This window comes from Paenibacillus sp. MAH-35, assembly GCF_058135425.1.
This window is the reverse complement of record NZ_JBYUPU010000048.1, coordinates 15,970-28,083: the sequence shown is the minus strand read 5'-3', so window position 1 is coordinate 28,083 and position 12,114 is coordinate 15,970. Positions and strand designations below refer to the sequence as shown.

The following is a 12,114-nucleotide window of genomic DNA, read 5'->3' as shown; positions in this document are numbered from 1 at the left end:
CTTAGCTCGATAAACCTGCTTTTACCCAGCCGGCTACCGTTACCGTACGCTTGGCTTGATGTCTCGCGGCCTGCAGGACGGCGTCCGGAATCTCGCCGCTGTCCACCGCTGTGGCGCTAGTTCCGTACGGGTTGCCCCCGGCCTGGAACGTGATCGGATCGGTATAGCCCGGAGCGGCGACGATCGCCCCCCAGTGGTACATCGTCGTATACAGCGACAGAATGGTCGCTTCCTGGCCGCCGTGCGGGTTGCTGGCGCTGGTCATCGCGGAGACGACTTTGTTGACAAGCTTGCCTTGGAACCATAAGCCGCCTGTCGTATCGAAAAACTGCTTCATTTGCGAAGCCATGTTGCCAAAACGCGTCGGCGTGCTGAATATGATCGCGTCCGCCCATTCGATGTCCGCATGCGTCACTTCCGGCACATCCTTGGTCGCTTCCGCGTGCGCCTTCCACGCCGGGTTGGAGGCGATCGCCTGCTCGGGAGCCGTCTCCGGCACACGGACGAGTTTTACCTCGGCTCCGATCTCCTTGGCTCCTTCCGCCGCCGCTTGAGCCAGCTTGTAGTTCGTTCCTGTGGAGCTGTAATAGACGATAGCCAATTTCACATTACTCACGATTTCATCCTCCTTTGTTTTTTAACATTAATAAGTTACTTACTAAAGTATGGTTAATATCATCTTTGTTGTCAATCCAAAACACGGCCGTCCGAATGAAAGGGCGCCACAATCAATATGTACATTACCCCAACTTCTTATGCATGAAACGGTAAAGTCTCCAGATCGTGCAGCATGGTTTGGACGCGGCATCCGGACTAATGAGCCGGTCCGCCTATAATGACGGAAGCCGCCAGCGGCAGGTGGTCGGATGCCAGCGAAGCGGTCACAGCAGCATCGACAGGCACGAGATCCGGAGAGCACCAAATGTAGTCGATGCACTTTACGGCAACCGGAGCGCCGCCCGCGGCGGACAGAAACGTCGGATCGTGGCGGCCGCCGTGAACGGACGCATACGTATCGCGCAGGACGGCAAGCAGGGGAGCGAGCTCCGGGCTGTTCGGCAGCGCGTTAAAATCCCCGGTTACGATGCAGCGTTCCGGACCGTCCGCCAAATACACCTCGACGAGCCGCAACGCCTGAGCGGTCCGTTCTTGCTTGGACAGCCCCAGATGCGTGTTCAGCACGCGCACCGTCTCGCTTCCCACCTGAAGATGGGCTTCCAGCAAGCCGCGCGGTTCGTTCCAGCCGCCGGGCGTGTCGATCCGGGGCAGCACGTGGTTGCGGCTCGATACGATCGGATAACGGCTTAAGATTGCGATGCCATATTGCCGGCGGTGTCCTCCGCTGCCGGGCTGCGGGTCCATATCGAGGTTGGGGCCATATGCGGCGTGCATCCCGAGAGAACGCGCCAACAAGGCGGTCTGATCCTGCCAGCCGCTCCTCTCCCCATAGTATTTGTCAACCTCCTGCAATCCGATTACATCCGCTCCGCTATTCCGGAGAACATCTGTCGTGCGTTCCAGATCCTGCCGTCCGTCGATGCCCAGCCCGTGACAAATGTTATAGGAAACAACTTTCAGCTTCACTCCGCTCGCCTGCCTTTCTTCCTTTTGGGATTCCTCGTTATATCGTTATTGTAAAGTATGGGATTTCTGCAGGGCAAGCACGCAATGGGAGCGATCCGCTTCCGTCAAAAAAAGCTTCCGTCCACCCTCTCGCAACTATGCGGCAAGGCGGATCGGAAGCATGCGGCGTCCTTCGATGCTGTTTTACATCGGAATGTAGCCCCGGGTAGCAGCTTTTGCTCCGTTTCAGAAAGACTAACTTCGCAGCCGTTCCAGGGAACAACGGCTTGCTCCTTTACTGGCTCCGCTTTTTTAGCGTCTCGGGACGCGCGCGGGTTTGAGGTTGCGCGAAAGCATCGAACCTTTTGCGTTCGGTCCGTTCAATCTGCACGATCTTTCCGTCGTGCACAATAATTTGCACGCTTCCGTATTCCATTCCTTCTAAGCTGCCGAGTATGCGTTCTGTCCATACGTCGTCCAATTGAACCGGATTGCTCATCGCGATTCCCTCCAACATTTGTATTTTTGCACAGCGGGCCAAACAGTTGTTTCTGTCGTCTCGTTCTTAAATATTAATCGGCATCGGATCGGTCTTCATCGCGTTCTCGACGATCCGGGACTGCCGGTCGTTAAACAAGTACAGTCTATGAATGAGTACCAGTACCTCGTCCCCCGTCTTAAGCGGGGCTTTCTCCAGAGAGCGGTAAGCGAATACCGACTGGCCGCCCAGGTTTACCTCGACCTGCCAACTGCTGCCCCGGAAGTAGACGCCCCGCACGACTCCGGTCTCCGCGGCCAAAGGCGTCGAGAGCTCGCCGGGCGTCCCGACCTCGACGAACTCCGGGCGGATGATCGCTTTGGCGCCGGGAAGCTCGCCCGCGAACCCTTTCAGCCGGGACGGATCGTCCAGTTGGCTCGATTCCCCGATAAAGCCGGCGACAAACGGTGTCAGCGGGTTTTTGTAAATTTCAAGCGGCGATCCTTTCTGCTCCAGACGTCCTCCGCCTACGATCATAATTTCGTCGGCCACTTCGACCGCTTCCTCCTGATCGTGAGTGACGAATATCGTCGTAATCCCGATCCGCTCGATCGTCGATCTCAGCCAGGACCGCAGCTCCTTGCGCACCTTGGCGTCGATGGCGGCGAACGGTTCGTCGAGCAGCAGCAGGTGAGGCTCGGGCGCCAGGGCGCGGGCAAAAGCGACACGCTGGCGCTGGCCGCCGGACAGCTGGTTCGGATACCGGTTCTCCAGCCCTTTCAGGCCGGTCAGCTCGATCAGCTCGGATACCCGCTGCCGGATATGGGCTTTCGGCTTTTTTTGCACGGTCAGGCCGAAGGCGATATTGTCGTACACGGTCATGTGCCGGAACAGGGCGTAGTTTTGAAAGACGAAGCCGATGCCCCGCTGCTGGGGAGGGACGTCGTTGACCCGTTTGCCGTCGATGAAAATATCACCCGAATCCGGCGTCTCCAGACCCGCCAGCATGCGCAGGATCGTCGTCTTGCCGCCGCCGCTCGGTCCGAGCAGGCCGATCAGATTGCCTTTGCCGATCCCGAAGCTGATACGGTCCGAAGCGGTGTAGCTGCCGAACGATTTTACAAGATCCTTCACTTCGATATACATCATTCATTCCCTCCCGGAAGCTTCGCCTGCTCGGACAATCCTGCCGCTGCGGCCTGATGATGCTTCCACTCGACGATACTTTTGACGACCAGCGTGATTAACGCAAGCAGGACGAGCAGCGAGGCGACGGCGAAGGAGGCGGCGAACTGGTATTCATTGTACAAAATCTCCACATGGAGCGGAATCGTGTTCGTCTCGCCCCGGATATGCCCGGATACGACGGAGACGGCGCCGAACTCGCCCATGGCGCGTGCGTTACAGAGGATGATGCCGTACAGCAACCCCCATTTCACATTCGGAAGCGTGACCCGCCAGAACAGCGTCCAGGCGCTTGCGCCCAAGGAAACGGCGGCTTCCTCCTCCTGATTGCCTTGCGCCTGCATCAGCGGGATCAGCTCGCGGGCGACGAACGGGAAGGTGACGAAGATGGTCGCCAGCACGATGCCCGGCAGGGCGAAGATGATCGGGATGCCGCGATCGATGAAGAACGGGCCGAACCAGCCTTGCGCTCCGAACAGCAGGACGAAGATCAGGCCGGATATAACGGGCGAGATGGCGAACGGCAGGTCGATTAATGTAATCAGAAATTGTTTGCCGCGAAAGCTGAACTTGGCGATCGCCCACGCCGCTGCGATCCCGAACACGGTGTTCAGCGGTACGGCGATCGCGGCGGTAACAAGCGTCAGCCGGATGGCGGACAATGCTTCCGGATCGACGATCGAGGCGATGAATACTTCGGCGCCTTTGCGGAACGCTTGGGTAAAGACGGTGATGAGCGGCAAAATGAGCACGACTACGATGAACAGGAGGGCAATAGCGATCAGTGTCCATTTGACAGCGGCTGATTCGCTGGTGGCTCCCGTCCGGGTACGGCTTGCCGGTGAAGGCGAAGCGGTGCGTGCGGCAACGGTTCCGGCCATAGTGATTCCCTCCTCCTATACGTTGATCGTACGTCTGCTGGCGCGCCATTGCAGCAAGTTAATCAGCAGCAGCAGCACGAACGAGATGATCAGCATGACGAGGGCGATCGTAGTGGCGCCGGTATAATCGTACTGTTCAAGCTTCGTCCGGACGAGCAGCGGGGCGATCTCGGTTTTCATCGGCATATTGCCGGAGATGAACACGACCGATCCGTATTCGCCGATCGAACGGGCGAACGCCAGCGCGAAGCCGGTCAGCAGCGAAGGGAGCACGGCCGGGAAAATGATGCTGCGAAAGGTCCGCCAGCGCGAAGCTCCGAGGGAGGCGGCTGCCTCCTCGACGTCCTTCTCCAGATCCTCCAGCACCGGCTGAACGGTACGCACGACGAATGGCAGGCCGATGAAAATCAGGGCGATCGTGATGCCGATTTGCGAGTAGGCGGTTTTGATGCCGTATTGCATGAAAAAGCTGCCGAGCAAGCCGTTGGGCGCATAAATCGAAGTCAGAGCGATACCCGCTACCGCCGTCGGCAGAGCGAAGGGCAGATCCACGAGCCCATCGATCAGACGTTTGCCCGGGAACGTGTAGCGGACCAGCACCCACGCTACGATCAAGCCGAACACTGCGTTTACGAGCGCTGCGTAAAAGGCGGTGCTGAAGCTGATCTGGATCGACGCGACGACTCTGGGGTCGGTCACAGTCTCCCAAAACTTGCTCCAGCTCTGTCCGGCCGATTTGAGCACGATCCCGGACAGAGGGAAGAGCACGATCAGACTCAAGTATAAAATCGTAAAGCCCATCGAGATGCCGAAGCCGGGCAGTACGGAACGTTTCTTTTTGATCGAGGCCATTGGTTCAGGTCACTCCTGTCACCTTATTTCGGTTTTATAGAGGTTGTTCGAAAGTCCACTTTTGATCACGAAGCCGATCCGAAAGCCTGCTCGACATCGAATATGGAATTCAACCGGAACTTCCGGTGCTTACGTAGCTCCCACTACGCTCCGCTCCTCATTTCCTAGCTTCATCCCATCTTCTCGGTGCTGAAAACCGGACTTTTTGAACTCGCACGTATAGGTCCGCTTGGGATTATTTTGCCGGCTTGTAGATCTGATTGAAGATGCCGCCGTCAGCGAAATGGGTTTTCTGGGCTTTTTGCCACCCTCCGAAAACTTCGTCGACCGTAATAAGGTTAATTTTCGGGAATTGCTTTTCGTACTTTTTGGCTACGGATTCGAGGCGCGGGCGGTAAAAGTTTTTGGCGGCGATTTCCTGGCCTTCTTCGGAGTACAAATAGTCGAGATAAGCTTGCGCGACCTCGCGGGTGCCCTTTTTGTCGACGACTTTATCGACGACCGTAACCGGCGGCTCCGCCAAGATGCTAAGCGAAGGCATGACGATCTCGAATTTGTCGGAGCCGAATTCCTTAAGCGACAGGAACGCTTCGTTCTCCCAGGCAAGCAGCACGTCGCCGATGCCGCGTTCGACGAACGTCGTAGTCGATCCGCGTGCGCCGGAGTCGAGAACCGGAACGTTTTTGAACAGCTTCGCTACGAAATCTTTTGCCGCATTTTCGTCGTTGTTATTGTTTTTGAGCGCATATCCCCATGCCGCCAAGTAGTTCCAGCGGGCGCCTCCGGAGGTGAGCGGATTCGGCGTGATGACGCTGACGCCCGGGGTGATCAGGTCGTTCCAGTCTTTGATGCCCTTCGGATTGCCTTTGCGGACGAGGAAGACGATGGTGGACGTGTACGGCGAGCTGTTGTCCTTCAGCCGCTTCTGCCAGTCGGCGTTGATCAGGCCCTTCTCCTGAATGGCGTCTATGTCGTAAGCGAGTGCGAGCGTGACGACGTCGGCCTGGATGCCGTCGATGACCGAACGGCCTTGGCTGCCGGAGCCTCCGTGGGACTGCTTGATCGTTACTTTTTGCCCGGCTTTGTCTTCCCAATATTTGGCGAACGCTTTATTGTACTCCACATACAGCTCGCGGGTCGGGTCGTAGGAGACGTTCAGCAGCTCGACGGGCGGCTTGGCGCCGGTAGAGGCCGGTTTGTCGGCTCCGGCTGCGGATGAATTTCCGCTAGGCGCGGCGTTTCCTCCTCCGCATGCGGTAAGTCCCAATAAACTGATGGCAAGGATGGCGGACAGCAGGGTCGGTTTTTTCATTCGGTTCAAACTCCCTTTTTATAGTTTGATTGGTGCGTGCGTCGAGTTGAAGGCAAGGTGCAGAATGATACGCCTCAGGGGCGCTCCGTCTCCGGCTGTCCGGTTGACCAATTAATCCTATAAATATAGTTGGAATAATGTATGGATGCATCGTATCACCGCAGGTAGAAGCTGTCAATACGCGGTAACGATTCTTCTATAATGGAGAAAAGTCGATGCGGCGCGCCGGGTTTCGGGGTTGTTCGGATGGCGAAACGGCCGGTTCGGCGTATGCGCCGCGCTCACTTTCGTTCATCATGATCGATTAAGGAATCGATCAGGAATGGTTATAAATTGGACATGATCAGGCAAAGCCGCGATCATCCAATTGCACCAATCTCTACCGCAAAGGCGCGGTCGTACATCGTGGAATTGCTTCGAAAAGAGGTCCGGTATAAATCGGACATGGGCCGCCACTAACCCGAACCCTACCACCACACGCGGAATAAGAGCTATTGGAGACTCTTAAATGTCATCAATTGACACCGCTCTCCAAAATAGCGAATGCTTGGAGCTCTTATTTTTAAGAAAATCGCCAATTTAAACATCTTGTGCCCAGATAAGAGCTCCTAAAGAGGCTGACGATTCAATGTGGACAACCAAGTGGAAAGGGAAAAGATTACCTTCTGGCGAGTTTTGTCTGGAATCTACACAATGAATCGACAGCCTCCCTAAAGACTGCTATTGGAACACATAGGGTTTGCAGACTGGCTGTGATCAAGAGCTTCGACTATCCAAGTTCCCAAGTCACCCCTTAGCAGTTAACCCAAGACTCCGAACCCAACCCCTGATTACTCAACTACCCAACCATCCGAACCCCCACCTACCCAGTCCCCAGCCCCATAAAAATAACCAACAGCGCTATCAGCTATTTCGAGCAAATAAAGGCGGCATACCTACCACGGGGGCCGCAATCCGCGAACACACACGTTCTCGATGGTTAAAATATGCGCTGCCAACGGATTCGGTGCTGTGGATGTTATGAAAAATCACACTGGGCAAACGGCCGGGGCTGCCAGTGGGTTGTCAGCGGTCTTTTTTTCGCACCCTGCATGTGTCGGTTCGGCCCGAGGAATGTTATGATTAGCGTAGGAAAAATGCGGGAAAGGGCGATCGCCATTGAAAAATTCCGGCAAGTTTATTCGTTGGTATTACGCGCTTTTCGCCCTGTATGCCGTGGCTGTCGGCTTCTACCTCTGGTATGCGTCCGCCAACACGGTGCCGGATATATACAAGGGGACGCCGGCCGACCCGGCTACATTTATGTCGGCGGAAGAACTGCGGGCCAGCGAAACGTATTCCGCCCAGCGGAACTGGATCTTTTTCGTTTCGTACCCGTGGATCTGGGGCGTCTATCTCGTGCTGCTGTTCGGCGGCTTCGCGTCGCGCTGGGAGCGGATGCTGGAACGCAAAAAGCTGCCCTTCGCAGCACGGATTGCCGTCATCGCCGTTTTCGTCAGCGCGATCGCATTCGTTGCCAGACTGCCGCTGGGTTATACGAGCTATATGCTGTCGCGAAGCAACGATATTTCGACCCAGCCGTTCACAGGATGGATGCGCGACCGTCTCGTCGCGACCGGAATCGATACGCTCGTTACGCTGCTTGTCGCCATCGTCGCGTTTTGGTTTATCCGCAGAGGCGGACGCTGGTGGCTGAAGCTGTGGCTGCTGTCGATTCCATTCACGCTGTTTATGATGTATATTCAGCCGGTTGTGATCGACCCGCTGTACAATCAGTTCTCCCGGTTGTCCGATCCGGTCCTTGAGCAGAAAATAATGGAGCTTGGGTCCGAAGCGGGCATACCGGCGGAACGGGTGTACGAGGTCGATATGTCGGCCAAAACGAACGCGCTGAACGCCTACGTCGACGGTATCGGCTCCAGTCTGCGGATCGTGATCTGGGATACGACGCTGAAGCGGCTGAATGAAGAGGAAATCTTGCAGATCGTCGCACACGAGATCGGCCATTATGTGATGCGCCATCTCGAATGGAGCGCACTGGGAGCGGTAGGAGCGTCGCTGGTCATGCTGTGGCTAGGCAGTTATGTGCTCAAGCTGGCCATCCGCAGATGGGGCGGCCGATGGGGAATTCACCAGCCGGGTCAAGCGGCCATGCTGCCGCTCGTACTGCTGCTGATGTCGGTGCTGACGTTTGTATCGCTGCCCTTCTCAAATGCCGTCTCCCGTCAGGCCGAGAGCGCGGCCGACCGGTACGCGATGGAGCTGATCGGCCATGCCGGAGGCGCGGTCAGCATGCAGCAGAAGCTGTCCAAGGCGACGCTGGATGAGGTCGATCCCCCCTTGATCGTCAAATGGTTTCGCTCGTCCCATCCGAGCGCTTTGGAAAGGATCGCCGATGCGCAAGCTTTCGATACCGTACAAAAGTAAAGCTGCCGTTTACGCTGCGGCGGGCGTGTATACGTCTCCGAATTTCATGGAGGGAGTGCTGAAGGCGGTCGTGGACGTCCTGGAGCGGAAGCCGAAGCTGGACGTGGTCGGCGCCGGGCTGCTTTTTCCTTACGGGGACTGGAGCAGCCCGCTGCTGCCGCAAATCCGCCAAGTGTACCGGGATATGACGCTCCGGTCCGGGAACTACGAGCGGTCGATCGGGGGAGGCCGAATTCTGAGCGAGGTCGGGAGCGGCGATGAGGCGGACATCCTGCTGTTTATCGGCCATAGCGGCGGGGGAGTGGCGTCGGTGCATGCCGCTTCGCTGCTGGACGAGCGCCTGCCGGCGATCCAGACACGGATTGTACAGATCGGCTGCCCGCGCTTCGCTATACCGCCGGTAATGCGCGACCGGGTCCGTTACCTCTACGCGACGAAGGCGAACGGTTCGGGGAAAGATCCGATCACCCGGATCGGGAGCTGGGGAGGCTGGGAGAAGGGTGCTGTCGGTATACCGCGCTGGAATCCGCTCAAGTTTGCCCCGGAGGAACGAATTCCGGTACCGGTACTCGGTGGTCATGCGGATTATTTTCGCGATTATGAGCCGTTTCACAGCGCGGAGGGACGCTCGAATCTGGATCTGGTGCTGGAGAAGATGCTGGAAGGCTGGACGGAAGACTGAACCCAAAGCTAAGACGCTTACAAAACCGCCTGGAGCGGGGATGGAAGCGTCTGTTTTGTCTTGCCGCTTTTGCTGCACGATCCGGCCCGGTCCTACTCGGGATACACGTCGGAAGCTCTGCGCAGCGCTCTTGCGTTTACCGTGCGGGCGTACTCGGTCGGCGTCATGAGAGTTTCTTTCTTGAACGTTCTGGAGAAGTGATGCACGCTGGCAAAACCGAGCCGCTCCGACAATTCCGTCATCGTAAACGCATTTTGCCGCATCAGCGACTTGGAATGTTCAATTTTCAGCTTGTTAAAATAGGCCATCGTCCCCAGGCCGGTGACGGACTTAAACAGAGTCATGAGCCGGGTCCGGCCGACGCCGAAGGCGGCGCATAGCTGATGGATATTCAGATTTTCTCCGATATGGTCCTTCATATAGTCGATAATCTGTTCGACGAGTGCGTGGTTGTAGTTGGCGGCGGAGATCGATTCCGGTTCGGCCGGCGGTCTCCGGATCTCGCCTTTGCGGATTAGCCCTACGAGCAGGATTTCCAATAAATTTTTGATCATTTGCTCGCTGCCGAAGGCGGCTGACGCTCTTTGGAAGGGCCGGTGCATGCGGGGCGAGTCGACGGGAGGATCGAAGGCTTCGCGGCCTTCCTCCACCAGTCTGGAAAGCAGCTGCTTCTCGTCCTCGTTCAGACGGAACGTCTTTCCCTCCAGCGAGCGCATGGCTGGGCTATCGCAGTGGAAGGAGACGATGATGATCGCCGGAGCCGTATTGTTTACAGCCCGTCCTGCATGGAATTCGTTAGGCGCATACAAGAGCAGATCCCCCTGCTCGACAACGAGCCGTTCGGTGCCTCTTACGATTTCATAGTGTCCTTTATCGACGTAGCATAGTTCCCAGAAGTCGTGACTTTCTCCGGGCGTCCAGAAATGTTTGGGGAGCTCCATATAGTAAAAAGTGACAATCTGCTGAATGGACAGCTCAATGCGCAAATCATATTTTGGAAAAGTCATTTCGCGGCCAGCCCCCCCTGTACGATTTGGCAAAAGAATCGTCTTCCTGGATAAAGAAAAAAGGATGAAGTTAAGTTTATTATAGGGGAGAACCCGGGTGCTGAAAACGAAATAATGGACAGAGGAGGAAGCCGGCACAGAGCGAATCCGCAAGTCATTCCTGCTCAGCCGGAAAGTTGGAGGCACGCAGCCTCCGAAGCACCGTCGAAAATGTGCCGCTTGCCGCGCACAGGCTCGGTCCGCGACAGCGCGAAAGCAGCGAGTTATCGCTTCAATTGTAGTGAAAATTTTCACAATAAACACAAAGAAAGAGGGGTTCCTATGAAAAAGACTAGTACAATCCAATCAAGTTTGGCGCTGCTGTTGCTAGGGATATCCGTCATCGGATGCTCGGGAAATTCGGCGGAACCGGCCGGGACTGCCGGATTGCCGGGCGAGGCCGCGAAAGCGGGAGAAGCGGATGCCCAGAAGCAGTTGAGCAGCGAGCCGGTAACGTTGAAGGTGAACAACTGGAATACGGCGTTCCAGCAGGCGGAATTCGATAAATATTTCGCAGAGCCGCTGCGCAAAAAATACCCGAACATTACGCTGGAATATTTGGACTTTACGAAAGGCAGCGGCAATGTGCTGGATAACCTCATATCGGCCGGCAGCACGCCGGATATCGTCTTTACCGACCATCCGAATCTGGCGGGATTGCTGGATTACGATTTTCCGCTGGACCTGAACACGTATGCAGCCCGTTTTTCCGTCGACTTGAAACGGGTGGACCCGCAGGTACTCGAAGGCGGCAAATCGATCGGATCCGGCAGTGAATTGCTCGCCCTCCCGGTTTATTCGGACCGGATGATGTGGTTTTACAACAAAGACGCGTTCGACCGGTTCGGGATTCCTTATCCGACGGACAACATGACGTGGGACGAGGCGATCGCGGTGTTCAAGCGGTTGTCGAGGGTGGACGGCGGTATCCAGTATTCCGCGTTCCGGACGATTAATCTGCTGATGACCGGCAGCCAGTGGGGACTGTCGCTTTTTGATCCGAAGACGGGGAGAGCGTCGTTTCAATCCGACGAATGGAAAAAGTCGCTTGCCCTGCTGCAGGACATCAACAGCATTCCGGGTAATACGAAGCTGACGAATGAAGATTTCTATCAAAAGCAGACGCTCGCGTCGCTCATGCAAAGCTTCAATATTATGGTGAACCTGCTCGATACGGCGGAGCAAAAAGGCCAGAAGATCAACTGGGACGTCGCTTCCATGCCTCAGCTCAAGGAGAAGCCCGGCATCTCCGGCTCCAATAAGCCGCTGTACTTTATGGTGTCCAAGGCGAGCAAGCACAAAGACCACGCCTTCGCGGCGGTTGCGCACCTGATGTCGTCCAAGGAGGCTCAGACGCTGTTGTCGGAGAACGGGAAAATGACGGTATTGTCCGATCCCGATATCCAAAAGGCGTTCGGCACCAAGCTGGACATCCTGAAAGGCCGGAATACAGCGGCGGTATACAAACATAAGATGGCTGAACTGCCCTACACGAACAAGTTCAACCGGTTGGCTCTTCTCGAAATGATCGGGGCGGGCAACGAAGTGTTAAACGGCAACGCCGACATCAACAGCGCGCTTCGCAATGCGGAGGAGAAGGCGAATAAATTAATCGATGAGAAAAAGAAATAACCGGCGGCTTGCCGCCGTGCCGCAAAACGGCCCGGGTTGCGGCGGGAGCGCATTTG

General features: G+C 56.4%; 11 protein-coding genes. 3 read left to right on the top strand and 8 right to left on the bottom strand.

Going from position 1 to position 12,114, the window contains the following annotated elements:
• Position 1: 1 nt before the first annotated feature.
• The 7 genes from wrbA to AC3Y2E_RS30160 form a co-directional block, all read right to left on the bottom strand.
• The gene (gene wrbA / locus AC3Y2E_RS30190) at positions 2-616 is read right to left on the bottom strand and encodes an NAD(P)H:quinone oxidoreductase (RefSeq protein ID WP_379217024.1); all 615 of its coding nucleotides are present in this window, start codon (positions 614-616) and stop codon (positions 2-4) included.
• A 197-nt stretch (positions 617-813) separates the two neighbouring features.
• The gene (locus AC3Y2E_RS30185; protein ID WP_379217023.1) at positions 814-1,584 is read right to left on the bottom strand and encodes an endonuclease/exonuclease/phosphatase family protein; all 771 of its coding nucleotides are present in this window, start codon (positions 1,582-1,584) and stop codon (positions 814-816) included.
• 274 nt (positions 1,585-1,858) lie between these two features.
• Positions 1,859-2,062, bottom strand: a complete 204-nt coding sequence (locus tag AC3Y2E_RS30180; RefSeq protein ID WP_379217022.1) for a YezD family protein — start codon at positions 2,060-2,062, stop codon at positions 1,859-1,861.
• A gap of 66 nt (positions 2,063-2,128) precedes the next feature.
• Positions 2,129-3,187, bottom strand: a complete 1,059-nt coding sequence (locus AC3Y2E_RS30175) for a sulfate/molybdate ABC transporter ATP-binding protein (RefSeq protein ID WP_379217050.1) — start codon at positions 3,185-3,187, stop codon at positions 2,129-2,131.
• Entirely contained in the window at positions 3,187-4,107 is a 921-nt protein-coding gene (gene cysW, locus AC3Y2E_RS30170; protein ID WP_379217021.1) for a sulfate ABC transporter permease subunit CysW, read from the bottom strand. Before cysW ends, AC3Y2E_RS30175 begins: the two co-directional genes overlap by 1 nt.
• A gap of 15 nt (positions 4,108-4,122) precedes the next feature.
• Positions 4,123-4,959, bottom strand: a complete 837-nt coding sequence (cysT, locus tag AC3Y2E_RS30165; protein WP_379217020.1) for a sulfate ABC transporter permease subunit CysT — start codon at positions 4,957-4,959, stop codon at positions 4,123-4,125.
• Between the two features lie 235 nt (positions 4,960-5,194).
• Positions 5,195-6,271 (bottom strand): sulfate ABC transporter substrate-binding protein, encoded by a 1,077-nt coding sequence (locus tag AC3Y2E_RS30160; RefSeq protein ID WP_379217019.1) that lies wholly within the window; start codon positions 6,269-6,271, stop codon positions 5,195-5,197.
• Positions 6,272-7,429: 1,158 nt separating this feature from the next.
• On the opposite strand from AC3Y2E_RS30160, the gene AC3Y2E_RS30155 reads away from it, so the two are divergent.
• Together AC3Y2E_RS30155 and AC3Y2E_RS30150 are read left to right on the top strand one after the other, a co-directional pair.
• Positions 7,430-8,698: a M48 family metallopeptidase gene (locus AC3Y2E_RS30155; protein WP_379217018.1), complete on the top strand. Its 1,269-nt coding sequence runs from the start codon at positions 7,430-7,432 to the stop codon at positions 8,696-8,698.
• The gene (locus tag AC3Y2E_RS30150; protein ID WP_379217017.1) at positions 8,667-9,380 is read left to right on the top strand and encodes a hypothetical protein; all 714 of its coding nucleotides are present in this window, start codon (positions 8,667-8,669) and stop codon (positions 9,378-9,380) included. Before AC3Y2E_RS30155 ends, AC3Y2E_RS30150 begins: the two co-directional genes overlap by 32 nt.
• 92 nt (positions 9,381-9,472) lie before the next feature.
• On the opposite strand, the gene AC3Y2E_RS30145 is transcribed toward AC3Y2E_RS30150, so the two are convergent.
• Entirely contained in the window at positions 9,473-10,387 is a 915-nt protein-coding gene (locus AC3Y2E_RS30145; RefSeq protein WP_379217016.1) for an AraC family transcriptional regulator, read from the bottom strand.
• 321 nt (positions 10,388-10,708) lie between these two features.
• Here AC3Y2E_RS30145 and AC3Y2E_RS30140 point away from each other — a divergent pair, with 321 nt between their 5' ends.
• The gene (locus AC3Y2E_RS30140; protein WP_379217015.1) at positions 10,709-12,058 is read left to right on the top strand and encodes an ABC transporter substrate-binding protein; all 1,350 of its coding nucleotides are present in this window, start codon (positions 10,709-10,711) and stop codon (positions 12,056-12,058) included.
• Positions 12,059-12,114 lie beyond the last annotated feature (56 nt).

Bases quoted from the DNA above. Each gene is read 5' to 3' on its own strand.
- AC3Y2E_RS30180 (WP_379217022.1), bottom strand. From the start codon at position 2,062: ATGAGCAATCCGGTTCAATTGGACGACGTATGGACAGAACGCATACTC.
- AC3Y2E_RS30175 (WP_379217050.1), bottom strand. From the start codon at position 3,187: ATGTATATCGAAGTGAAGGATCTTGTAAAATCGTTCGGCAGCTACACC.
- cysW (WP_379217021.1), bottom strand. From the start codon at position 4,107: ATGGCCGGAACCGTTGCCGCACGCACCGCTTCGCCTTCACCGGCAAGC.
- cysT (WP_379217020.1), bottom strand. From the start codon at position 4,959: ATGGCCTCGATCAAAAAGAAACGTTCCGTACTGCCCGGCTTCGGCATC.
- AC3Y2E_RS30160 (WP_379217019.1), bottom strand. From the start codon at position 6,271: ATGAAAAAACCGACCCTGCTGTCCGCCATCCTTGCCATCAGTTTATTG.
- AC3Y2E_RS30150 (WP_379217017.1), top strand. From the start codon at position 8,667: ATGCGCAAGCTTTCGATACCGTACAAAAGTAAAGCTGCCGTTTACGCT.
- AC3Y2E_RS30145 (WP_379217016.1), bottom strand. From the start codon at position 10,387: ATGACTTTTCCAAAATATGATTTGCGCATTGAGCTGTCCATTCAGCAG.
- AC3Y2E_RS30140 (WP_379217015.1), top strand. From the start codon at position 10,709: ATGAAAAAGACTAGTACAATCCAATCAAGTTTGGCGCTGCTGTTGCTA.